This is a genomic window from Thermomonas sp., from assembly GCF_025993755.1.
In the GTDB taxonomy this organism is placed as follows: domain Bacteria; phylum Pseudomonadota; class Gammaproteobacteria; order Xanthomonadales; family Xanthomonadaceae; genus Thermomonas.
In genome coordinates, this window is the sequence record NZ_JAMQHN010000149.1 from 1 (window position 1) to 22,947 (window position 22,947).

Annotated in this window: 21 protein-coding genes; 5 read left to right on the forward strand and 16 right to left on the reverse strand. The window is 67.9% G+C overall.

What is annotated here, in order from left to right:
• From pilO to Q0X16_RS10615, 3 genes are all read right to left on the reverse strand, one after another.
• Nucleotides 1–457, reverse strand: a 457-nt coding sequence (gene pilO, locus Q0X16_RS10605) for a type 4a pilus biogenesis protein PilO (RefSeq protein WP_297834003.1), incomplete at its 3' end; no start/stop codon positions are given.
• A complete protein-coding gene (locus Q0X16_RS10610; RefSeq protein ID WP_297834005.1) occupies nucleotides 454–1,080 on the reverse strand; it encodes a PilN domain-containing protein in 627 nt (208 codons plus the stop codon). The genes pilO and Q0X16_RS10610, both read right to left, overlap by 4 nt.
• Nucleotides 1,080–2,138, reverse strand: coding sequence for a pilus assembly protein PilM (locus Q0X16_RS10615; protein WP_297834007.1), 1,059 nt, complete (start codon nucleotides 2,136–2,138; stop codon nucleotides 1,080–1,082). The genes Q0X16_RS10610 and Q0X16_RS10615 overlap by 1 nt, the downstream gene beginning before the upstream one ends.
• Nucleotides 2,139–2,378: 240 nt before the next feature.
• On the opposite strand from Q0X16_RS10615, the gene Q0X16_RS10620 reads away from it, so the two are divergent.
• Together Q0X16_RS10620 and Q0X16_RS10625 are read left to right on the forward strand one after the other, a co-directional pair.
• Complete coding sequence (locus Q0X16_RS10620; RefSeq protein ID WP_297834010.1) at nucleotides 2,379–4,904, forward strand: penicillin-binding protein 1A; 2,526 nt, start codon at nucleotides 2,379–2,381, stop codon at nucleotides 4,902–4,904.
• Between the two features lie 83 nt (nucleotides 4,905–4,987).
• On the forward strand, nucleotides 4,988–5,650 hold the full coding sequence (locus Q0X16_RS10625; RefSeq protein WP_297834011.1) for a hypothetical protein: 663 nt from the start codon (nucleotides 4,988–4,990) through the stop codon (nucleotides 5,648–5,650).
• A gap of 19 nt (nucleotides 5,651–5,669) precedes the next feature.
• On the opposite strand, the gene Q0X16_RS10630 is transcribed toward Q0X16_RS10625, so the two are convergent.
• The 9 genes from Q0X16_RS10630 to Q0X16_RS10670 all read right to left on the reverse strand — a co-directional run bounded on the left by Q0X16_RS10630 (nucleotide 5,670) and on the right by Q0X16_RS10670 (nucleotide 15,648).
• On the reverse strand, nucleotides 5,670–6,959 hold the full coding sequence (locus Q0X16_RS10630) for a citrate synthase (RefSeq protein ID WP_297834013.1): 1,290 nt from the start codon (nucleotides 6,957–6,959) through the stop codon (nucleotides 5,670–5,672).
• A 232-nt stretch (nucleotides 6,960–7,191) separates the two neighbouring features.
• Complete coding sequence (locus Q0X16_RS10635; protein ID WP_297834015.1) at nucleotides 7,192–7,434, reverse strand: type B 50S ribosomal protein L31; 243 nt, start codon at nucleotides 7,432–7,434, stop codon at nucleotides 7,192–7,194.
• 130 nt (nucleotides 7,435–7,564) lie between these two features.
• Nucleotides 7,565–8,698, reverse strand: a complete 1,134-nt coding sequence (locus Q0X16_RS10640) for an FAD-dependent oxidoreductase (protein WP_297834055.1) — start codon at nucleotides 8,696–8,698, stop codon at nucleotides 7,565–7,567.
• Nucleotides 8,699–8,708: 10 nt separating this feature from the next.
• Nucleotides 8,709–9,227 carry a sulfur transferase domain-containing protein gene (locus Q0X16_RS10645; protein ID WP_297834058.1) on the reverse strand — a complete coding sequence of 173 codons (519 nt, stop codon included), beginning with the start codon at nucleotides 9,225–9,227 and terminating at the stop codon, nucleotides 8,709–8,711.
• 27 nt (nucleotides 9,228–9,254) lie between these two features.
• On the reverse strand, nucleotides 9,255–9,722 hold the full coding sequence (locus tag Q0X16_RS10650; RefSeq protein WP_297834060.1) for an OsmC family protein: 468 nt from the start codon (nucleotides 9,720–9,722) through the stop codon (nucleotides 9,255–9,257).
• Complete coding sequence (locus Q0X16_RS10655) at nucleotides 9,719–12,970, reverse strand: efflux RND transporter permease subunit (protein ID WP_297834062.1); 3,252 nt, start codon at nucleotides 12,968–12,970, stop codon at nucleotides 9,719–9,721. Before Q0X16_RS10655 ends, Q0X16_RS10650 begins: the two co-directional genes overlap by 4 nt.
• Entirely contained in the window at nucleotides 12,963–14,075 is a 1,113-nt protein-coding gene (locus Q0X16_RS10660) for an efflux RND transporter periplasmic adaptor subunit (protein WP_297834064.1), read from the reverse strand. Before Q0X16_RS10660 ends, Q0X16_RS10655 begins: the two co-directional genes overlap by 8 nt.
• Before the next feature lie 14 nt (nucleotides 14,076–14,089).
• Entirely contained in the window at nucleotides 14,090–14,308 is a 219-nt protein-coding gene (locus tag Q0X16_RS10665) for a DUF2892 domain-containing protein (protein WP_297834069.1), read from the reverse strand.
• 50 nt (nucleotides 14,309–14,358) lie between these two features.
• Entirely contained in the window at nucleotides 14,359–15,648 is a 1,290-nt protein-coding gene (locus tag Q0X16_RS10670; protein WP_297834072.1) for an FAD/NAD(P)-binding oxidoreductase, read from the reverse strand.
• Nucleotides 15,649–15,827: 179 nt separating this feature from the next.
• Here Q0X16_RS10670 and Q0X16_RS10675 point away from each other — a divergent pair, with 179 nt between their 5' ends.
• Entirely contained in the window at nucleotides 15,828–16,142 is a 315-nt protein-coding gene (locus Q0X16_RS10675; RefSeq protein ID WP_297834172.1) for a metalloregulator ArsR/SmtB family transcription factor, read from the forward strand.
• A gap of 15 nt (nucleotides 16,143–16,157) precedes the next feature.
• On the opposite strand, the gene recG is transcribed toward Q0X16_RS10675, so the two are convergent.
• From recG to rpoZ, 4 genes are all read right to left on the reverse strand, one after another.
• On the reverse strand, nucleotides 16,158–18,245 hold the full coding sequence (gene recG / locus Q0X16_RS10680) for an ATP-dependent DNA helicase RecG (protein ID WP_297834074.1): 2,088 nt from the start codon (nucleotides 18,243–18,245) through the stop codon (nucleotides 16,158–16,160).
• A 21-nt stretch (nucleotides 18,246–18,266) separates the two neighbouring features.
• Complete coding sequence (locus tag Q0X16_RS10685) at nucleotides 18,267–18,665, reverse strand: RidA family protein (protein WP_297834076.1); 399 nt, start codon at nucleotides 18,663–18,665, stop codon at nucleotides 18,267–18,269.
• A 69-nt stretch (nucleotides 18,666–18,734) separates the two neighbouring features.
• Complete coding sequence (locus Q0X16_RS10690) at nucleotides 18,735–20,921, reverse strand: bifunctional (p)ppGpp synthetase/guanosine-3',5'-bis(diphosphate) 3'-pyrophosphohydrolase (RefSeq protein ID WP_297834080.1); 2,187 nt, start codon at nucleotides 20,919–20,921, stop codon at nucleotides 18,735–18,737.
• Nucleotides 20,922–21,020: 99 nt separating this feature from the next.
• Nucleotides 21,021–21,320, reverse strand: coding sequence for a DNA-directed RNA polymerase subunit omega (gene rpoZ / locus Q0X16_RS10695; protein ID WP_297834083.1), 300 nt, complete (start codon nucleotides 21,318–21,320; stop codon nucleotides 21,021–21,023).
• A 244-nt stretch (nucleotides 21,321–21,564) separates the two neighbouring features.
• On the opposite strand from rpoZ, the gene Q0X16_RS10700 reads away from it, so the two are divergent.
• Nucleotides 21,565–22,155: a TetR/AcrR family transcriptional regulator gene (locus Q0X16_RS10700; protein ID WP_297834087.1), complete on the forward strand. Its 591-nt coding sequence runs from the start codon at nucleotides 21,565–21,567 to the stop codon at nucleotides 22,153–22,155.
• 132 nt (nucleotides 22,156–22,287) lie between these two features.
• On the forward strand, nucleotides 22,288–22,941 hold the full coding sequence (locus Q0X16_RS10705) for a protein-L-isoaspartate O-methyltransferase (RefSeq protein ID WP_297834090.1): 654 nt from the start codon (nucleotides 22,288–22,290) through the stop codon (nucleotides 22,939–22,941).
• The last annotated feature ends 6 nt before the right edge of the window (nucleotides 22,942–22,947 follow it).

Consider the following 22,947-nt stretch of genomic DNA (forward strand, 5'->3'; position numbering starts at 1 on the left):
ACGCGCCGAACTGGTGGTAGGTTCCGACCATCCGCAGGGTGATGGGCTTTTCGGCGTAGAACTCCTGCTTGGTTTCCGGGCCCGGCTGGAACAGGTCGGTCTGGATGCCGGTCGCAAGAGCGGTCTGGGAAATGTCGACGATCAGGTCGGGCATTTCGGTCTTGCTGGGGAGCTGGCGCAGCATCTGCTGCAGCTGCTGTTCCATCTGCGCAAGCTGCTGCTTGAGCGGCTCGAGATTGGCCGCGCGCCCCTGCTTGGTCTCGAATTGGGACTTCAGGTCGGCTTCCTGCGACTGCAGCTGGCCCAGTTCATCCTGCTGACCGCGGATCACCACCCACCAGCCCAGCAGCACGATCACCACGGCGACGATCGCGCAGAAGCCCAGCTGCGCCTTGCGCGGCCAGCTGCCGATGTTGTTGATGTCCAGTTCGCGCAAATTGATCTTCTTGTCGTTCACGACGCGGACCCTCCTGCAGCCGGTGCCGGCGCGGCGGCGGGCGCCGCATCCCCGTCCTCGCTGTCCTCATCCTTGGGCGCATTGGGATCGGCAAGCGTCACCTTGAGCGTGAACTCGTAAGGCAGGCCGGGATTGCCGTCCTTGGCCTCGATCACGTCGAGGTCCGGATGAGTCATCCAGCCCGAGCTCTCCAGGCTGCGCATGTAGGTCGAGACCCGCGCGTTGGACTGCGAGCGCCCGGTCAGGGTCAGGATGTTGCCTTCCTGCTTGATCGCGGACAGCGCCACGCCGTCGGGAATGGTGCGTACCAGCGAATCGAACAGGTGCACCATCTGCGAGCGGTTGGACTGCAGTTGCTCGATCACCTGCTTGCGCTGCAGCAGGTTGGCCTTCTTGGCGTCGAGCTGCTCGATCTCCTTGATCTGGGCGTCGACCTGGGTGATCTGGTCCTGCAGGTAGGCGTTGCGGCTGTTCTGGTTGGCGATCCGGCCGCTGTACAGCGTGTAGATCAGGCCGGTCAGCAGGATGCCCGCCAGCACCGACAGCACCAGCATGCCGACGAATTCCTTCTGGCGCGCCTTGCGACGCTCTTCGCGCCACGGGAGCAGATTGATCTTTGCCATCAGTCGAAGCTCCTCAGTGCGAGCCCGCAGGCAATCATGAGTGCCGGCGCGTCCTGCGCCAGCGCATGCGCCTGCACGCGCGGCCCCAGCGTCATCTGCGCCAGCGGATTGGCGACCACGCTCGGAATGCCCAGCTGTTCTTCGACCATCGCGGCGATGCCGGGGATCGAGGCACAGCCGCCGGCCAGCACGATCTGGTCGACGCGGTTGAATTCGCTGCCGGCGTAGAAGAACTGCAGCAGGCGGCTGACCTGCTGGACCATCGCTTCCTTGAACGGATCCAGCACTTCGATTTCGTAGCTTTCCGGCAACCCGCCCTGACGCTTGGCCAGACCGGCTTCTTCGTAGCTCAGGCTGTAGCGGCGCATCACCTCGTCGGTCAGCTGCTTGCCGCCGAACACGTTCTCGCGGGTGTACAGGCTGCGGCCGCCACGCAGGACGTTCAACGTGGTCATGGTCGCGCCGACATCCACCAGCGCCACCAGACCGTCGCGCGGCACATTCAGGCTGCCGGCCATCAGCGCGAACGCGTTTTCGATTGCGAACGCCTCGACGTCGATGACCTTGGCGGTCAACCCGCCCAGTTCCAGCGCGGAAGCGCGCATCTCGACGTTCTCCGAGCGCGATGCCGCCAGCAGCACCTGCACCATCTCGGCGTTGCCGGTGACGGGCCCGAGCACCTCGAAGTCGATGTTCACTTCCTCGACCGGATACGGGATGTAGTTCACCGCCTCCAGTTCGATCTGCGATTCCATCTCGTCCTCGCTGAGCGAGCCGGGCATCGTGATCAACTTGGTGATCACCGACGAGCCGGACACCGCCGCAGCCGCCTGCTTGAGCCGGCTGCCGGAGCGGGCGACCGCGCGACGGATGGCTTCGCCCACGGCCTCGACCTGAACCAGATTCTTCTCGACCACCGCGTTCGGCGGCAACGGCTCGACCGCGTAGTGCTCCACGCGGTAGCGATCGCCGGTCCGCGCCAGCTGCAGCAGCTTGACGGCGGTCGAACTGATGTCAACGCCGATCAACGGCGATTGCGTCTTTGTCCCCAGACCCACGGTATCTCCCCTTCCCACGGGTGCTTGCAAGCACCATGCGCTGTATTACATGAATAACGGACTTTTCACGTATTGGCAACCCATCCGGCAAAATTTTCTTGCTCCCGGGTTCCGGACGCGCCCCTTCGCGTCCCGTCCCCGCCCCTTGGAGTCCTGCCGGCGCCCCTATCCTAACCGACTGTCGGCATCACGCCTACTCTATACTCCGCAGCTTCGCCCGCTGCAATCCACCCCGTCCCGATGGCCCGTTTTTTTCGCCTGCTGCGCAGGCTCCTGTTGATCGCATTCGTGCTGGGCCTGCTGGGCTTGGCCGGGGTTGCCGCGCTCGTCTACTCGGTCAACGCCAGGCTGCCGGACGTCCAGGTGCTGCGGCACGTCGAAATGCAGGAGCCGATGTACGTCTACGCGCGCGACGGCAGGCTGATCGGCATGTTCGGCGAGAAACGCCGCTATCCGGTTGAAATGTCGCAAGTTCCACAGCGGGTTCGGCAGGCCTTCCTGGCGGCCGAGGACGCCCATTTCTACCAGCACCACGGGGTCGACGTGAAGGGCGTCACGCGCGCGGTGTGGCTGCTCATCCAGACCGGCGGGCAGGAGCGCGTGGCCGGCGGTTCGACCATCACCCAGCAGGTCGCCAAGCAGTTTTTCCTCAGTTCCGAATACAGCTTCCGCCGCAAGTTCGAGGAAATGCTGCTGGCGATGAAGATGGAGCGCGAGCTCAGCAAGGACGAAATCTTCGCGCTCTACCTGAACAAGAGTTTCTTCGGCAACCGCGCCTACGGCATCGGCGCCGCGTCCGAGTACTACTACGGCAAGCCGCTCGACCAGTTGACGGTCGATGAAGCCGCGACCCTGGCCGGCATCCCCAAGTTTCCGACCAGCGGCAACCCGATCACCAATACCGAGCGCGCCCGCCAGCGCCGCGACAACTACATCCTGCCGCGCATGTTCGAACTGGGTTTCATCACCCGCGCCGAACTGGACGCGGCCCGCGCCGCACCGATGCACGCCGCCCCGCACGAGCGGCCGATCGAGGTCTATGCGCCCTACGTTGCCGAGATGGTGCGCAAGGAAATGATCGACCGCTACGGCGAGGATGTCCTGAACCAGGGCTACCACGTCACCACCACCATCGATCCGGCCCTGCAGGCCGCCGCCCAGGCCGCCGTGGTGGACGGATTGCGCGAGTACGACCATCGCCACGGCTGGCGCACTCCGACCGAGACGGTCACGATCCCGGCCGGCGCCGACGTCGCCGCCATCGGCCTCCTGCTGCACGCCATTCCGCCACAGGGCGGCCTGCTGCCCGCCGTCGTCACCGGCAGCCAAGGCGGCGCGCTCAATGTCGTGCTTGCCGACGGCACGCCGCTGGCGCTGTCCGGCAAGGCGATCGCGTGGACCCAACGATCCGCCTCGGCGCTGGCCAAGCCCGGTGACGTGGTGCGCGTGCGCCGGCTGCCGGCCGCCCAGCCCGATGCGCCGCCGGCGTGGGAGCTGGACCAGCTTCCCGCCGCCCAGTCGGCGCTGGTTTCGCTGGATGCCGACACCGGCGCCCTGCGCGCCCTGGTCGGCGGCTTCAGTTTCGCCGGCAACAAGTTCAACCGCGCCACCCAGGCCCGACGCCAGCCCGGCTCCAGCTTCAAGCCGTTCCTGTACGCGGTGTCTTTCGAGCGCGGATTCAATCCGGCCTCGATCGTGCTGGACGCGCCCGTGGTGTTCCGTGACCGCGGCGGGCGGGTCTGGCGGCCGCAGAACGACGGCGGCTCGTTCTCCGGCCCGATGCGACTGCGCGAAGCCCTGGTGCGATCGAAGAACCTGGTGTCGGTGCGGCTGCTGGACGCGATCGGCGTGGACTACGCGCGCAAGGCGATCACCCACTTCGGTTTCGACGAGGCCAGCCTGCCGCCGAACCTGTCGATGTCGCTGGGCACCGCGTCGCTGACCCCGCTGTCGGTGGCGCGCGGCTACACCGCCTTCGCCAACGGCGGCTTCCTGACCACGCCATGGTTCATCGACAGCGTGCGCGACCGCGACGACAAGGAAATCTTCAAGGCCCAACCGCCGTCCGCCTGCCCGGGCTGCGCCGGCATCGGCTCCGCGGCAGGCGGAGGCCAGCAGCCGACTTCGGCGCCGACACAGATCGATGGCTTCGACCTCAGCCCGGCCAGCCCGGACGCGCCCACCTCCGGCACAACCGCAAAACCCGGCACGGGCAAGCCGGCCAAGACCAGCCCGGACGTCGCTCCCAGCGCGCCGCCGGCGAACATGGTCGTGGCGCCGCTGGCGATCGATCCGCGCGTGGCCTTCCAGATCCGTTCGATGATGCACGACGTGATCCAGCGCGGCACCGCCACCGCCGCCCGGGTGCTCAACCGCGACGACATCGGCGGCAAGACCGGTTCGACCAACAACTACCGCGACGCCTGGTTCTCCGGCTACGGCGGCCCCTACGTGACGACCGTCTGGGTCGGCCGCGACGACTTCAAGACGCTGGGGCGTGGCGAATACGGCGGCCGCGCCGCACTGCCGATCTGGATCAACTTCATGCGCGTGGCCCTCAAGGATCAGCCGCAGCGCGTGGTCGAACCGCCGCCCGGCATGGTCCAGGTCAGCGTCAGCGCCGGCGGGCGGCTGGTTCCCGGCAGCGGCGGGATCACCGAGTGGGTGAAGGTCGAAGACCTGCAGCAGATGGAAAACGAATCCGAAGCCGGCTACGGCGGCGAGGATTCCGCCACGCCCAGCGAAGAGGCGTTCGACATCTTCTGACCGCGGGTTCGGGAAGCGCGGGTGCACGCCCGCCCCGGCTCGGGTACAGTCCCCTACTGTGTGTGGCCACAGGAGGGAGCGCGATGCCGGAAGCCCGCCCGTTCGTCCACGCCCAGGTGCACGCGCAAACCCGGACCCGCGAGCGCCGCCAGCGGCTTGCCCACGAGGCCGCCCGGTTGATGGCCGAGGACGGGATCCGCGACTTCCATCAGGCCAAGCTCAAGGCCGCGCGCCGGCTGGGGTTCCCAGGCGACGCCGCGCTGCCGCGCAACCGCGAGATCGAGGACGCCCTGCGCCAATACCAGCGGCTGTTCCGCGCCGACGACCAGCCCGGCCAGTTGCACCGCCGCCGCGAGGCCGCGCTGCACGCCCTGGAATTCTTCGCGCCGTTCTCCCCGCGCCTGGTCGGCCCGGTGCTGGAGGGCACCGCCGACGCGCACGCGCCGGTCGGCCTGCACCTGCACAGCGACGATCCCGAAGCCGTATCGCGCTGGCTCGCCGAGCACCGGATTCCCGCCGAAGCGCGCAGCCGCCGGCTGCGGCTGGATCGCCAGCGCGACCACGACGCCCCGGTCTGGCTGTTCACCGCCGAGGATCTGAGCTTCGACCTCACCGTGCTGCCGCTGGACTGCCTGCGGCAAGCCCCGCTGTCGGGCATCGACGAGCGCCCGCAGCGGCGCGCCTCGGCGGCGCAGCTGCGCGCGCTGCTGACCGAATCGGAAATCGCCGGCTACGACCGCGGCTGAGCCACAGGGGGTCGCCGCTTCAGCGCCCGTCGATCCCCACGTAGTCGCGCCGGACCGAACCGGTGTAGATCTGCCGCGGCCGGCCGATCCGCGCCTCGGGATCGTTCTGCTGCTCCAGCCAGTGGCTGACCCAGCCCGCCGTGCGCGCGATGGCGAACATCACCGTGAACATCTCCACCGGGATCCCCAGGGCCTTGTAGATGATGCCGCTGTAGAAATCGACGTTCGGGTACAGCTTGCGCTCGACGAAGTAGTCGTCCTTGAGGGCGGCCTCCTCGAGTTTGAGCGCCACGTCGAGCAGCGGGTCGCTGACCTTGAGCGCGCCCAGCACGTCGTGGGTCATCTTGCGCACCAGCGCCGCGCGCGGGTCGTAGTTCTTGTAGACGCGATGGCCGAAGCCCATCAGGCGGAAGCCCGAGGTCTTGTCCTTGGCGCGGTCGATCGCCGACTGCACGTTGTCCGGACGCCCGATCTCGGCCAGCATCTTCAGCACCGCCTCGTTGGCGCCGCCGTGCGCCGGGCCCCACAGCGCGGCCACGCCGGCGGCGACGCTGACGTAGGGATTGGCGCCGGTGGAACCGACCAGACGCACGGTCGAGGTCGAGGCGTTCTGCTCGTGGTCGGCGTGCAGGATGAACAGCAGATCGAGCGCCTTGGCCACGATCGGATTCAGGTTCAGCGGCTCGCTGGGCACTTCCCACATCATGTGCACGAAGCGGTCGGTGAACGGCAGGTTGTTGCGCGGATAGCGGATCGGCCAGCCGACCGAATAGCGGTAGCAGGCGGCGGCGATGGTCGGCACCTTGGCGATCAGCCGGATCGCGGCCAGACGCCGCTGCACCTGATCTTCAAGGTTGAGATCCTTGTGGTAGAAGCTGGCCAGCGAGCCGAGCATCCCGGTCAGCATCGCCATCGGGTGGGCGTCGTGGCGGAAACCGTACAGGAAGGTACGGAACGCCTCGTGCATCATCGTGTGATGCGTCACCTCGCCTTCGAACTCGGCCAGCTGCTGTGCATTGGGCAGTTCGCCGTGCATCAGCAGATAGGCGACTTCGGTGAAGCTCGAATGCTCGGCCAGCTGTTCGATCGGATAGCCGCGGTAGAGCAGCACGCCGGCGTTGCCGTCGATGTAGGTGATCGCCGATTTGCAGCTGGCCGTGGCCCCGAAGCCCGGGTCGTAGGTGAAGCAGCCGGTTTCCTTCGGCAGTTTCGCGATGTCGACGCAGGACTGGCCCAGGGTGGGGTGGAGCACCGGCAAGACCACCGACTTGTCGCCGGCGCTCAGGTTCATCTGATCGAATTCGGACACGTTGCAACTCCTGTGGGGCGCGCCGGCCGGACCGCAGTCCATGCGCCAGCGCATGTTGAACGGGCATTATCGCATAGCGCCCGTGGGCGCCATGTCCGACCAAGGTCCGATGCGCGGAGGCACCGGCCCGGAAAACGCGACGGCCGCCCCATGGGCGGCCGCGGCATTCGACACTCCGGCGGACTTCGGCGCCGACGCCCGACATGGGGCGGCAGCCGCACCAGAACCGGGATTACTTCTGGTAGCGCTTGCGGAACTTGTCCACCCGACCGGTGGTGTCCACGATCTTGTGCTGCCCGGTGTAGAACGGGTGGGTCGAAGACGACACTTCCACCTTGATCAGCGGGTATTCGTTGCCGTCTTCCCACTTGATCGTGTCCTTGCTGGACATGGTGGAACGGGTCAGGATCTTGAAGTCCGAGGTGACATCCTGGAAAACGACGTCGCGATACTCGGGGTGGATGCCGGCTTTCATGGTGTGCAACCTGCGTTGAAGCGGTAGTGAGCCGCGTATTCTAGCCACTCGACGGCCATCAGTGCAAGCTGCTGCTGAGCCTCTTCGGCTCTGGGCCGGGATGTGCCCCGACGCACCGCGCGGCGCAAAGTCAGCGATAGCGGCGCAGGTAGCGCTTCTCGAACGCCGCCTTGGCCCAGTGCGCGAACACGGTCGGCCGCATGGCCCGGGTCCGGCCTTCCTTGCGCGACACCAGCAGACCTCCATCGAGCGAATCGATGATGCACAGCAGTTCCGACTTGAAGGTCTCCTCGACCGGCTCGCCGGCCAGCGCGCGCAGCAGGTTGCGCGCCGCGACCTCGGCCTGCAGGTCGGCCTGGTGGGCCTGCTTGGGCATCCAGTCGGGACCGGGGAAACTGCCGCCGTCGCCGGCGACGAACGTGCAGGAGACCCCCGGCACCCGGCACTGGGCATCGCCCTGCACCAACCCGCCGGACGAACGCGGCAGTGCGGTGTTGTCCAGCCACGCCGGTCCGGTCAGTCCCGGCATGAACAAGGTCAACTGGCTCTCGATCCGGGTGCGTTCCAGCACCACGGCGTCGGCATCGATCCGCTGCGGTTTTTCGCCGAGCACGGTGTCGATCCCGCGCCGGCGCATCTCGTCAAGGATCATTTCCACCGCGCGCTCGCCCAAGCGCTGGCCTGGCGCCTGCGAGCGGCTGAAGAACACCAGCCGGAACCGGTCGCGGCGCTTCTGCCGGCGCAGCAGGGTATCGATGCCGAATACGTACTCGAACACCGGGCCGCCGCGCATGGCGATCGGCTCGTTGGGATTGGTGCCGAAGCCGAAGCAGAGGGTGCCGCCGTCCAGCGCGGCCAGCCGGTCGCGGATCGCCTCGCCGGCGGCGACGCCTTCGCAGGGAATGACGGCATGCTCGATGCCGGGCAGCTTGCGCAGGAAACGCGCGCCGCTGGCGATGATCAGGCCGTCGTTTTGGACATCGCCCGCGTCGGTGCGGAGCAGGCGCCCGTCTTCCGAAAGCCCGGTGGCACTGGCCTGGTGGAAACGGATCCGGTTGCGGCGCAGGAAGTTGTCCAGCGGCAGGATCAGGTCTTCCCGGCGGCGCTTGCCCGAGGGGATCCAGATCGTGCCCGGAAGGTAGTGCAGCTCGGCCCTGGGTGCGACCAGGGTCAGCTCGACCTCGCGCGATTGCTTGCGCAGGGCGCGCAGCGCGGTCAGTCCGGCAAAGCCGGCACCCACCACCGTGATGCGATCGGTCCCCATCCCGCCTCCCTCAGGGCGCAATGCCCAGCGCGCGCTGCAACACCGGTTCCATCTTGGTGACGCCAGCCCTGCGCCCCAGTTCCAGCGCCGCCTGCGGCGCCAGTCCGTCGAAATCCGCCTGTTCCAGGGCCAGCAGCGCACCGGCGCGGTTGCCGCTGGCGCAATGCACCAGCACGCCGCCACCGTGACCGGGAGCGAGCGCCGCGTGCAGCAGGCGCGCGTTGTCCACGTTGATGGCGGCGGCATCGGCCACCGGAATGTCGAGATAGCGCATCCCGGCGGCGCGCACCTCCGTCGCCTCGTCGCGGCCCGCCTCTTCCTCCGGCGCGCGCAGGTTGATCACGGTGCGCACGCCCAGCGCGCGGATCGCGGCCCAGTCGGCCGCAGCCGGTTGGCCGGCGGTGTACAGCCCCGGCAGCGGCTGCATCAGCTTGACCGCGGGCGCGACGGCCGACGGCGACGGCGCATGCGCGCAGCCGGCTGCCAGCATGGACAGCAGCAGGGCAGCAGCGGTCGTGATCCGGCGCACGCGGGGTCTCCTGTCGAAATGGTGCATTCAACCACTCGCGCCAGCCGGGTGCGCAACGCCGTTGCCGTCGATGACCTCCACTTCGACGGCGATGCCTTCGCGCACGCTCTGGGTGACGGTGCAGAACTGCTCGAATTGCGCCAGCACACGGTCGAACCGCTCGATGCCCGCGGCCGGCTCGGCAAGGCGGATCGACACCCTGGCGCGCGGAATGCGCAACCGGCCCTCGGCATTGCGCTCGGTGGCGGCGCTGATCTCGGCGCGGATCGGCGCCGGCGCATTCTTGAATTTGCGCAGGGCGAACAGCAGGCTGGCCGACAGGCAGTTGGCAATGCTGGCCAGCAGCAGTTCGCTGGGATTGGGGCCCTCGCCCGCGCCCAGCGGCGGCGCCTCGTCGCTCCGCAGCGACGCAAAGGCGGCGCCCTCGAAATCGATCCGGAACGCGTAGGGGCCCTGCTGTTCAAGAACGACGTGCAGCGGGTGTTCACCACTCATGTTTCAGCCTCCCGATGGCCGCCCCGCAGGCGCGAGAGCAGCGTGACGTACAGCAATGGAATCACGACCAGCGTGAGGATCGTGCTGACGAGGATGCCGAAGATCAGCGAAATGGCCAAGCCATTGAAAATTGGGTCGTCGAGAATGAACAGCGCGCCCAGCATCGCCGCCACGCCGGTGAGCACGATGGGTTTGGCGCGCACCGCGCAGGCGTCGATCACGGCATCGACCAGCGGCACGCCGCGCGCGGTCTCCTGCTGGATGAAATCCACCAGCAGGATGGAGTTGCGCACGATGATGCCCGCCAGCGCGATCATGCCGATCATCGATGTGGCGGTGAACTGCTTGCCCAGCAGCGCGTGCCCGGGCATGACGCCGATCACCGTCAGCGGAATCGGCGCCATGATCACCAGCGGCACCAGGTAGCTGCGGAACTGCGCCACCACCAGCAGGTAGATCAGCACCATACCGGCGCCATAGGCGATCCCCATGTCGCGGAAGGTTTCGTAGGTGATCTGCCATTCGCCGTCCCACTTCACCGCATAGCCGCTGGTATCGTCGGGCTGGCTGATGAAGGTTTGCGCCAGATGTTGTCCAGCCACCGCGTGATCACGCAACTGCGCGACGATGCTGAACATCCCGTACAGCGGGCTGTCGAGCTTGCCGGCCTCGTCGGCCATCACATAGACCACCGGCAGGCCATCCTTGTGCTGGATCGCGCCTTCCCAATGCGCCTGCTCGACGGTCACCAGTTCGGACAGCGGCACCAGCGCCCCGTGCGCCGAAAGCACCTGGAGCGCCAGCAGCGACGACAGCGCGGCCTGGTCCTGCGCCGGCAGGCGCAGCCGCACCGGGCGCGGGTATTTCGAGGCGCCATCGTGGACATAGGTGGCATCCAGTCCGGCTACGCCCATCGCGACCGCGTCGGCAATGTCTGACGACGACACGCCCAGCCGCGCGGCGCGATCGCGGTCGATCACGATGTGTTCGCGCGGCGCATCGGCCTCCACGCTGGTATCCAGATCGACGATCCCGGGCGTGGTGGCGAAACGCTCGCTGGCCAGTGCCATCGCCACCTTGCGCTGGCCGGCGTAGTCCGGACCGTAGACTTCGGCCACCAGCGGCGAGAGCACCGGCGGGCCGGGCGGCACCTCCACCACCTTCACCGAAGCGCCGTATTTCCTGCCGATCTGCGCCAGCATCGGTCGCATCGCCAGCGCGATCTCGTGGCTCTGGCGCCTGCGCTGGTGCTTGTCCACCAGATTGACCTGCAGGTCGCCGACGTTGTTTCCGCTGCGCAGGAAATACTGCCGCACCAGCCCGTTGAAATTGATCGGCGCAGCGGTGCCGGCATAGCCCTGATAGTCGAGCACTTCCGGCACGGTATCGACCTTGGCCGCCAGTTCCATCAGCAGCGCGTTGGTCTGCTCCAGCGTGCTGCCCTCGGGCATGTCGACGACCACCTGCACTTCCGACTTGTTGTCCAGCGGCAGCATCTTCAGTACCACCAGCTTGAACACCGCCAGCGAGGCCGCCAGCACCACCAGCGCGGCCATCCCCGCAAACAGCAGCCCGCGCCTGCGGCCCGCCCGCTTGCCGGCGAGGAAGGGCGTCATCAGCCGTTCGAACAGCCGGTGCAGCCGGCTCGCCTGCTTTTCCTCGGCGCCGTGCCCATGCTCGCCCTCGCCGGCGCTGCCGTGCCGCGCCAGCAGCTTGAGCGACAGCCACGGCGTGACGGTCAGCGCGATCCCCAGCGACAGCAGCATGCCCACCGACGCATTGATCGGGATCGGCCGCATGTACGGGCCCATCAGCCCGGACACGAACGCCATCGGCATCAGCGCCGCGATCACCGTGAAGGTGGCGAGGATGGTCGGCCCACCGACCTCGTCCACCGCCGGCGGAATCGCCTCGAACAGGGTCTTGCCGCCGCGCGCCATGTGTCGGTGGATGTTCTCGACCACCACGATGGCGTCGTCCACCAGGATGCCGATCGAGAAAATCAGCGCGAACAGCGAGACGCGGTTGAGCGTGAAGCCCATCATCTTCGAGGCGAACAGGGTCACCGCCAGCGTCAACACCACCGCGCTGCCAACGACAATCGCCTCGCGCCAGCCCAGCGCGAACAGGACCAGCAGCACCACGCTGAAGGTCGCGAAGACCAGCTTCTGGATCAGCTTCTGCGCCTTGTCGCTGGCGGTGACGCCGTAATCGCGCGTCACGCTGACGTTCACGCCCTGCGGGATCAGCTCGCCCTTGATCCGGGCGAGGCGGCGGGACACGGCGGCGGTGATGTCCGAGGCGTTGCTGCCCGGTTTCTTCGCGATCGCGATCGTGACGGCCGGCGCGACACCCGCGGCAGGACCTGCGCGTCCAGCCGGCGCGCCGTACCAGACGTACTGGCTGGGCAGGTCGCCGCGCGCCTCGATCCGCGCCACATCCGACAGCAGGATCGGCTTGCCTTCACGGCTGCCGATGACCAGGCCGGCGACATCGTCGGCGCTGGCCAGGTAACTTCCGGCGGTCACCGGGATCGCGCGGCCGCTGGCATCCACCCGTTCGCCCGGCTGGTGCACGAGATTGGCGGCCTGCAGCGCCTGCGCCAGATCGTTCGCACCCAGGCCATAGGCCGCCAGCCTGGCGGCGTCCAGCGTCACCAGCACGCTGCGGTCCGGCGCTCCGAGGGTGTAGATGTCGCGAGTTCCCGGAATGCGCTTGAGGTCGGCTTCCAGCGTGTGCGCCACTTCCGCCAGCGCGGTGGCGTCGATGTGTGGATCGTCGCTCCACAGCGTCAGCGCCATCACCGGAACGTCGTCGATGCCTTTGGGCTTGACGATCGGCTGGCCGACGCCGGCGAGCGGGGAAATGAAATCCGCGTTCGAGAACACCTGATTGTACAGACGCACCAGCGCCGGCTGGCGGGCCACGCCCACCTCGAACTCGACGGTCAGCACCGCCATGCCCGGGCGGCTGATCGAATAGACGTGCTTGACGCCCTCGATCTCGGCCAGCTTCTGTTCCAGCGGCGTGGCCACCCACTGCTCGACGTCGCGGCTGCTGGCGCCATCGAACGGGACGATGACGTTGGCCATGGTCACGTCGATCTGCGGCTCTTCCTCGCGCGGCGTGATGGCCACGGCCAGCAGGCCCAGCAGCAGGCCCATGATCGCCAGAATCGGCGTCAACGGATTGCGCTGGAACGCCGCCGCCAGCCGGCCCGAGATGCCGAGGCGCGCGGCGTCAGTCACGCCCGCCCTCCGCCGCGCGGCGCTGGGCCGCGATCGCTTCGGTCGCCGCCACCGGATCTCGCGCCACCACGTCACCCGGTTCGAGCCCGGAAATGACCTCCACGGTTCCGCCGCTGCTTCCGCCCAGACGCAGCTGGCGCAGCAAAAGCCGGCCGTCCTGCACCACGTACACGCCGGTCAACTCGCCGCGCCGGGCGATGCTGGAGAATGGAATGCGCAGGGCGGCCGGCGAGGTCCCACCGGCGCCGCCGGAGCCGGCATCGCTGCGGGGGTCCGCGGCGAACTCCACCTTGGCGGTGGTGCCGGGCGCCGGTTGCGGATCCAGCGCCGGCAGCCGAACGCGCACGTTCACGCTGTGGCTGGCCGCATCGGCGGCCGGGAACACGGTCACCTCGGCCGGCGCCACTTCGCGGCCGTCCGCCAGCCGCACTCTGGCCGCGGGATTGCGGCGGATCGCGTCGGCCCGCGTCTGCGGCACCGCCACCTCGATCCGCAGCGCATCCGGGGCGTACACGCTCAGCAGCGGCGCACCTGGCGCGACCGTTTCGCCCGGCTCGACCTCGCGCCGCGCCACCACGCCGTCGAACGGCGAACGCACCACGGTGTAGGCGATTTGCTGCGCCGCCTGCGCCAGATTGGCGGACGCGGCGTTACGCGCCGCCACCGCCGAATCCCGCGCCGCGCGCGCCTGATCGATTTGCGCCTTCGACACAAACTGCCCGTCGGCCAGCGCCGCATAGCGACGATAGTTCTGCTCGGCCTCCGTCGCGGTCGCCTGCGCTGCCGCCAGCTGCGCGCGGGCGGCATTCGCGCCGGCGTCCTGTTCGACCGCGCTGATCCGCAGCAGCACGTCGCCGGCGCGGACACGATCGTTGACGTCCACCGACACAGCGCTGATCCGGCCCGCCGTCTGTGCCGCCAGGTCGGCGCGCTGCACCGCTTCAAGCACGCCGTCCCAGCCGCGACCCTGGAGGGAGCCGTCGGCCCGCGCCACCGTGAAGGTGGTCAGGTCGGACGGCAGTGCGGGGATCGCGTTCGGCTTGTCACTGCCGCAGGCGGCCAACGCCAGAAGCGCGGTCAACAGCAGGGGTCGCAGGTGGCGCATCGCGAAGCTCCGTCTCAGCAGCGATTGCAGGAAGCGTCGCCGCCGTCGCGACCGATGCCGAGTTTCTTCATGATCTTCGCCGCCGGGCAGATGCCGGTGAACGAGGACTGGATCAGGTTGAAGCCGATGAACACGGTCAACCAGACGAAGTGAGGACTGACGAAATAGGTCAGTGCCAGGCTGATCAGCACCATCGTGCCAGCAAAAGCGCGTACCGCATTGTCGAGGGTCATGGAAGTTCTCCTTTGGATGGATCGATCGGTATTGCAGGCTGGAACAACGATCAGGACGATCGCTTCACGTCCTTCAGCCGCTCGATGCCGAGCAGGCCGAGGATGTGTTTTTCGTAGATGGGCTCGGAGGTGCCATGTCGCATCTTGTAGAGGAAGTATTTCTCGAAGCCGATCTTGGCCAGGTGCACCCACTTGCCGATCTTCGTCCACGTCACGTTGCGCGGCGGGATCTGCGGCAGCGCCACGAAGGCGGCACCGGTATCGCCCATGTCGGCCAGGCACACGGCATTCCAGGTGCCCTCGAAATCGGGCGTTTCGCCCTTCAATTCGGCCTGGATGTTGCGGACGATGGTGGTGACCATCGACTCGATCATGAAGCCGGTCTTGGGCGCGCCGGTCGGCACCGGGGTGGCCTCCACCGGCGGAATCGCCACGCACACGCCGGCCGAGAAGATCTTCGGGTACTTCGGGTTGCGCTGGTGCTTGTCCACGATGACGAAACCGCGCGGGTTGCACAGGCCCTCGACAGCCGCCACCGCATCGACGCCCTTGAACGCCGGCAGCAGCATGGCGAACTTGAACGGCAGCGCGTGCGACTCGCCCGGCTGGCCCCTGCCATCGTGCTCGATCACGGTCATCTCGCCGTCGCGCACCTCGGTGACCTTGCTGTTGACGATCCACTTGATGTGGCGCTGGCGCAGTTCGGCTTCCATCAAACCCTTGGAATCGCCGACCCCGCCCAAGCCCATGTGCCCGATGTAGGGCTCGCTGCTCACGAAGGTCATCGGCACCTTGTCGCGCAGCTTGCGCTTGCGCAGGTCGGCATCGACGATCATCGCAAACTCGTAGGCTGGCCCGAAGCAGCTGGCACCCTGCACGGCGCCCACGACCACCGGCCCCGGGTCCTTCAGGAATTCCTGATAGGCCTCCCAGGTCTCGGCCGCGTGCGGCGTCGTGCACACCGACTGGGTATGACCTCCGTTCGGGCCGGAACCGGGCACTTCCTCGAAGGCGAGCTTGGGACCGGTGCAGATCAGCAGATAGTCGTAGTCGATGCGCTCACCCTTGCCGGTGACGATCGCATTGCCTTCAGCATCGATGCGCTCCACGCCGCTGCCGTCGTAGCGGATGCCGCGCTTGCCCACGTGCTTCGCAACGTCGACGCTGATCTCGTCCTGCTTGCGCCAGCCCACCGCCAGCCAGGGATTGGACGGCGTGAAACCAAAGCTCTCGCCCTTGCCAACCAGCACGACCTCGTGCGCCTTCCCCAGCGTTTCCCGCAATTCGTAGGCCGCGCTCATGCCGCCCAGCCCCGCGCCCATCACCACGATCCTGGCCATCGTCTTGCCCCCTCGCTCCGGATTTGACTGCCTGTGGCGTTATATTAGCGCTTGCTTATATTCATGTCAACTAATATATTGCCCACATGAGCACGTCGACACACACCCGACCCGTGGCGCGCAGGACGCCCAATCCAGACAAAACGCGCACGCGCCATCTCGCCACGCCGTCCCCGGCCATGGATCCGGAGTCGATGCGCTCGCATGTTGGCGAAGCCACCCAGCTGCTGCGGGCGCTGGCCAACGACAAGCGCCTGATGCTGCTGTGCCTGCTGGCGGACGGCGAGCATTCGGTGAGCGAACTGAACGAGAAGCTCGACCTCAGCCAGTCGGCGCTGTCGCAGCACCTCGCCCTGCTGCGCGCGGACGGCCTGGTGACGACCCGCCGTGAAGCGCAGTCGATCCGCTATCGCCTGGCCGACGGCCCGGCCCGCCGGGTCATCGAGACCCTGCACGGCATCTATTGCGGCAAGATGCCCGCCTGCAAGTCCTGACCGCCGATTCCCGACTCAGGCCGCGGCGTAGCGGGCCGCACCGCCGACCCAGCGGTCGACGATGCGCTCGGCGCGATCGGGGCAGTCGCGCAGCAGTTGGTCGGCCAGCGCATGCACCTGCGGCAGCAGGTCGGCATCGCGGGCCAGGTCGGCGATCCGGAATCCGGCCAGTCCGGTCTGGCGGGTGCCCAGCAGTTCGCCGGGTCCGCGCAACTGCAGGTCCTTTTCCGCGATCGCGAAACCGTCGCTGGTTTGCCGCAAGGTGTCCAGCCGCTGCCGCGCCAGCGTCGACAGCGGGTGCTGGTAGAGCAGCACGCAACTGGAGGCCGCGCTGCCGCGGCCGACACGCCCTCGCAGCTGATGCAACTGCGCCAGCCCGAGGCGCTCGGCATTCTCGATCACCATCAGCGACGCGTTGGGCACGTCCACGCCGACCTCGATGACGGTGGTGGCCACCAGCAGGTCGAGCTTCCCGGCCTTGAACGCGAGCATCGTTGCCTGTTTTTCCGCCGCCTTCTGGCGGCCGTGGACCAGCCCCACGCGCACGTCGGGCAAGGCCGCCTGCAGCGCTTCGAAGGAGGACTGCGCGGCCTGCGCCTGGACGTCGTCCGATTCGTCGATCAGCGTGCAAACCCAATATGCCTGCCGTCCGTCGGCGCAGGCGACGCGGATGCGTTCGACCAGTTCGTCGCGGCGCCGGTCGGGCAGCGCCACCGTCATCACGGGTGTGCGCCCCGGTGGCAGTTCGTCGATGGCGGACACGTCGAGATCGGCATAGGCGCTCATCGCCAGCGTGCGCGGGATCGGGGTGGCGGTCATCACCAACTGGTGCGGCACGCCATTGCTGCCCTTGTCGCGCAGCGCCAGCCGCTGGTGCACGCCGAAGCGGTGCTGCTCATCGACGATGGCCAGCGCCAGATCGGCGAACGCCACGCCCTCCTGCATCAGCGCGTGGGTACCGACGACCACCTGCGCTTCGCCCGAAGCGACCTCTTTGAGCGCCCTGGCCCGCGCCTTGCCCGTCACCTTGCCGGCCAGCCAGCAGATCCGGACGCCCAGCGGCTCCAGCCAGCCGCGCAGGTTGTTGCAATGCTGCTCGGCCAGCAGCTCGGTCGGCGCCATCAACGCCGCCTGCCGTCCGTCGGCCACCGCCAGCAGCGCGGCCATCGCCGCCACCACGGTCTTGCCGCTGCCGACGTCGCCCTGCACCAGCCGCAGCATCGGCCGCGGCCGCAGCAGGTCTTCGCGAATCTGCGCGTACACCCTCTGCTGCGCGCCGGTGAGTTGAAACGGAAGCGCCGCCAGCAAGGCCTCGACCAATCGCGCATCGCCGCTCAGCGGGCGCGCCCCTTCGCTTTGCAGCGCCAGCCGCTGGCGGCGCAGGCCGAGCTGGTGCGCCAGCATTTCCTCAAGCGCCAGCCGCCGCTGCGCCGGGTGCAGGCCGATTTGCAGCAGCGCGACATCGGCATCGCGCGGCGGCGCATGCAGCAGCAGGATGGCCTCGCGCAGCGAAGGCAGCTGCTGCTTGTCCAGCCACGCCTGCGGCAGCAGTTCCAGCGCGGACTCCTCGGGCAGGCACCGCAACGCCTGCGCGATCAATTTGCGCAGGCTGGCCGGACCCACGCTCTCGATGGCCGGATAGACCGGATCGAGCGCTTCGCCCAGCGGCTGCTCGCCGGCGCCGAGGATGCGGTAGCTGGGATGGACGATCTCCAGGCCCTGCTGGCCGGGTCGCGGCGTGCCGAATGCGCGCACCCGCGCGCCGACGGCGAACTGCGCGACCTGCTGTGCGCGGAAATGGAAGAAGCGCAGCACCAGGGTGGCGCGCGAGGCATCGGAAATTGCCACCCGAAGCATCGGCCGGTAGCGGAAGCCGCGTTCCACCGCCTCCACCCTGCCCTCGACCTGCGCCGCCTCGCCCGACCGCAAGTCGCGGATCGCGGTCAGCGCCGTGCGATCCTCGTAGCCGCGCGGCAGGTGCAGCCACAGGTCCTGCAGCGTCGAAAGCCCGCGCGCGGCCAGCTTTTCGCGCAGCGCGGGGCCCACGCCGGTCAGGGCGGAAAGCGGCGTCCGAGCACCCGCAAGCGCGTGGGTTGCCGGCATTGCGCGCAACCGCGCCGGAACTCAGTCCGTCACCATCACCGCATCGACTTCGAACGCCACGCCCTTGGGCAGCGCCGACACTTCGATGGTGGAACGCGCCGGATACGGCTGCGCAAAGTATTCGCCCATCACCGCATTGACCGCCGCGAACTGCGACAGGTCGGTGAGGTACAGGCCGACGCGCACGATGTCGTCCATCGTGCCGCCCGCCGCTTCGCAGACCGCCTTCAGGTTGTCGAAGGCACGCCGCGCCTGCACGGTGATGTCGCCTTCGACCAGCGCCCCGGTCGCGGGGTCGAGCGGGATCTGGCCGCTGAAGAACACCAGGTTCCCGGCACGGGCCGCCTGCGAGTACGGGCCGATCGCGGCGGGCGCGCGGTCGCTGTGGATGGCGGTGCGGGGCAATGCGGTACGTGCCATTGGTCTCTCCAGGGCGTGCTGCCGGATCGAAAATGCGATTCTACTGCGCCGCCGCGCGCGGATACGGCTTCAGGCGCGCTGGACCTGCTGCACCACGTGCAGCTTGCGCACGCCTCGGATGACCTCGTCGAGGTGGCGCCCGTCGGTCACTTCGATGGCAAAGCGCAGCACCGCGATGTTGCTGTCGCGTTCGAGGTACTCCACTCGCTCGATGTTGGAACCGGCGTCGGCGATGGCCGCCGCGACCTGCGCCAGCACGCCGGGATGGTTGTCCACCTCGATCCGGATGGCGACGTTGAAGTCGCCCGACACCTGCCGATCCCAGGCCACCGGCACCCAGCGTTCCGGAGACTTGCGGTAATCGGCGACGTTCGGGCAGTCCAGGCGGTGCACCACCACGCCCTTGCCGGCGCTGTGGTAGCCCATGATCTCGTCGCGCGGAATCGGCATGCAGCACTGGGCGAAACTGATGACGCCGCGCTGCGAGCCGGAAATCAGGATCGGCTCGCGCGCCACGCTGACCGGCGGGGTCTTGCGGCCTTTCCCTTTCTTCCGCCCAACCTCGGCTTCCTGCCCCAGTTCCTCGGCCACCTGCTGCGGCATCCGGTTGCCCATCGCGATGTCGGCCAGCAGCGCCTCCAGCCGCGGATAGCGGTTGTCGGCGAGGAATGCGTCGATCCGCGCCATCGGCACGCGGTCGAACGAGGAGCCCATCGCGACCAGGGCGCGGTCGAGCATGTAATGCCCCAGCTGCACGGCATCCTCGTGCTGGAGTTGCTTGAGCGCCTGGCGGATGGCGGTGCGCGCCTTGCTGGTCGCAACGAATTCCAGCCACTGCGTGCTCGGCGCGGCCGCGTTGGCGGTGATGATCTCCACCGTCTGCCCGCTGACCAGCTTGGCCCGCAGCGGGGCCAGTCGCTTGTCCACGCGCGCGGCCACCGCATGGTTGCCGACATCGGTGTGCACGGCGTAGGCGTAGTCGAGCACGGTGGAATTGCGCGGCAGCGAGAGGATGTCGCCCTTCGGGCTGAACAGGTACACCTCGTCGGGAAACAGATCGACCTTGACGTTTTCGAGGAACTCCAGCGACGAGCCTGTGCCGCGCTGGCTCTCGACCAGATTGGCGATCCACGCCGCGGCCCGAGTCTGGGCGCTGTTTCCGGTTTCGGTGCCGAGTTTGTAGGCCCAGTGCGCGGCGACGCCGCGCTCGGCGATCAGGTGCATCTCGCGGGTGCGTATCTGGACTTCGATCGGCGAGCCGTACGGGCCGAACAGCACCGTGTGCAGCGACTGGTAGCCGTTGGCCTTGGGGATGGCGATGAAATCGCGGAAGCGGCCGTCGAGCGGCTTGTAGACCGAATGCACCACGCCCAGCGCGTGGTAGCAATCGGCCACGCTGTCGACCACCACCCGGAACCCGAACACATCCATCACCTGCGCGAAGCTGCGGCGCTGGGCGACCATCTTGCTGTACACGCTCCATGGCGCCTTGATCCGGCTGACCAGCTCGTGGTCGAGCTTTTCCAGCGCCAGCCGCTGGGCGAGCCGGGTTTCGATCTGCGCCAGCGATTCGCGGCGCGCCTGCGGCCGGCTGGCGATGCGTTTCGCGATCACCGCGTGTCGCCACGGATGCAGGGCGCGGAAACCCAGGTCCTGCAATTCCGCGCGGATCAGGTTCATGCCCAGCCGTTGCGCGATCGGAGCGTAGATGTCGAGCGTCTCGACGGCGATCCGGCGCCGCGATTCCGGCGATTTCGCGCCCAGCGTTCGCATGTTGTGCAGCCGGTCGGCCAGCTTGATCAGGATGACGCGCAGGTCGCGCGACATCGCCAGCAGCATCTTGCGGAAACTCTCGGCCGCCGCCTCCTGGCGATTGGCGAAGCGCAGCTTTTCCAGCTTGGTGACGCCATCGACCAGTTCGGCGACCGTTTCCCCGAACTGCGCCTCGACGTCGACGCGGGTGACCGGCGTGTCCTCGATGGTGTCGTGCAGGATCGCGGCGACCAGGGCTTCCACGTCGAGCCCGAGGGTGGCCAGGATGCGCGCCACCGCGACCGGGTGGGTGATGTAGGGCTCGCCCGACTGCCGGGTCTGCCCGGCGTGGGCCGCGGCGCCGACCTGCCACGCCTTCCGCAGGAGCGCAAGTTGCTCCGGCTTCAGGTAGCAGGCCTCGCGCTCCAGCGCCTGCACGTAGTCCGGCACCGCGTCCGCTTCGGGCACGGTGGACTGGACGATCGCATGGTCGCCGGAATTCATCCGTCGAGACTAACCGCGCCCCCTTGCTCCCGCAAACGGTACCGCGAACAAAAACGGCCCCGAAGGGCCGTTTCGTTCATTCCAAGGCGTGCAAGCCGGTCAGTCGTCGCCCTTCATGTCGTCGTCGCCGGCCACCACGTCGGCGGCCGCCCACTCCAGCGCCTCGCGCTCCTTGCGTTCGCGCTCGGCCTTCTCGACCGCGTCCACGAATTCGGCGTCGATGGCCTGGGCGGCGATTTCACGCAGCGCCAGCACCGTCGGCTTGTCGTTGGTTTCGCTGTTGTCCAGCTTCGGCTCCACGCCGCCGGCAAGCTGGCGCGCACGCTTGGCGGCCATCATCACGAGCTCGAAGCGGTTGTCGACCACCTGAAGGCAGTCCTCGACGGTAATACGGGCCATGGGCATCCTGCGGCCGCGGGGCCGCGAAAAAGATCGAGTGAACCGTTGATTTTAGCGATTCGCAAAGACCGGATCAAGCTGCTGTTGCCATTTGCGAGGCGGGAAGACGCGAACGCTGGGCCGCTCCACCGTAATTGAACCGGTCAGTATGGTATAGTTGCAGCATCGCATTGATCCGGTTCGTTCCAGCCGCATGCCCAAAGCCACGCGCCCCAGGTCCGGCACGCCCGGACGTCCCAAGGACATGAAGAAGCGCGCCGCGATTCTCGCGGCCGCGACCCGGCTGTTCCTGCAGGACGGGTTCGAGCGGGTCAACATGGACCAGATCGCCGCCGCCGCCGGCGTGTCCAAGCTCACCGTATACAGCCACTTCGGCGACAAGGACCGGCTGTTCACCGAAGCAGTGCGCGCCCACTGCGAACAGGGCATGCCGGACCGGCTGTTCCAGCCAAGACCCGCGCTGCCGCTGCGCAGGCATCTGATGGAAATCGGCAACGCCTTTTTCGCCATGGTGATGACGCCGGAAGCGATCGCCGGTTTCCGGACCCTGTGCTCGCCGCAGGCGGTGGGCAGCGGGCTGCCTCTGCTGGCCTGGGACGCCGGCCCCAGGCGCATGCAGGAGGCCTTCGTCGAACTGCTGGAACGGCGGATCGCCGCCGGCGAACTGGAGATCGCCGATCCGGCGTTGGCCGCCGCGCATTTCTTCACCCTGCTCAAGGGCGAGCCGCACGCCCAAGCGGTTCTCGGGGTGTGCTGCGACCCGCGCGCACCCACGCCGAAGGCGCACGTGACCAGCGTCGTGGATTTGTTCCTTCGCGCCTATGGCAAAGACTGAACGCCAGCCGCACCCGCCGCGGACTGCGGTGACTTCCGGCACTGCGTGCTGGTGTATCAGCACGGTCAGACTGCGCGGCAACAAGCGGTCTCCGACTAGAATTGACGGTTCTCCGCAGGGATTTTTCCGGACATGAACATCGACTTCGCCCGCGCTCGCGAAAACATGGTGGAACAACAGGTGCGTCCCTGGGACGTGCTGGACGTGCGGGTGCTCGAAACCATCGGCAGCCTGCCGCGCGAGGCCTTCGTCGCCCCGGCGCTGCGCGGCCTGGCTTATGCCGATTTCGAGCTGCCGATCGGCCACGGCGAAACCATGATGAAGCCGGTGACGGAAGGCCGCCTGCTGCAGGCGCTGCTGCCCGATCCGGAAGACAGCGTGCTGGAAATCGGCACCGGCAGCGGCTACCTCACCGCCTGCCTTGCCCGCCTCGCGCGCGAAGTGGTGAGCCTGGAACGCCACGCCGACCTCGCCGATGCCGCGCGCGCGCGGCTGGCCGCGCAACAATTCGCCAACGTCACCGTCCACGCCGCCGACGTGTTCTCCGGCACGCCTGACCGCCGCTTCAACGTCATTTGCGTGACCGGAGCGGTGGCCGAGTTTCCGGCCCGCTTCATCGACTGGCTGGAGCCGGGCGGTCGCCTGTTCGCCGTGCAGGGCGTCGCGCCGGTGATGGAAGCCATCCTGGTGCGGCGCGACGTCAACGGAACGCACACCGAAACGCTGTTTGAAACCGACCTGCCCTATCTCGCCGGCGCCGAACCCGTGCCCGCGTTCACCCTGTAAATTCCA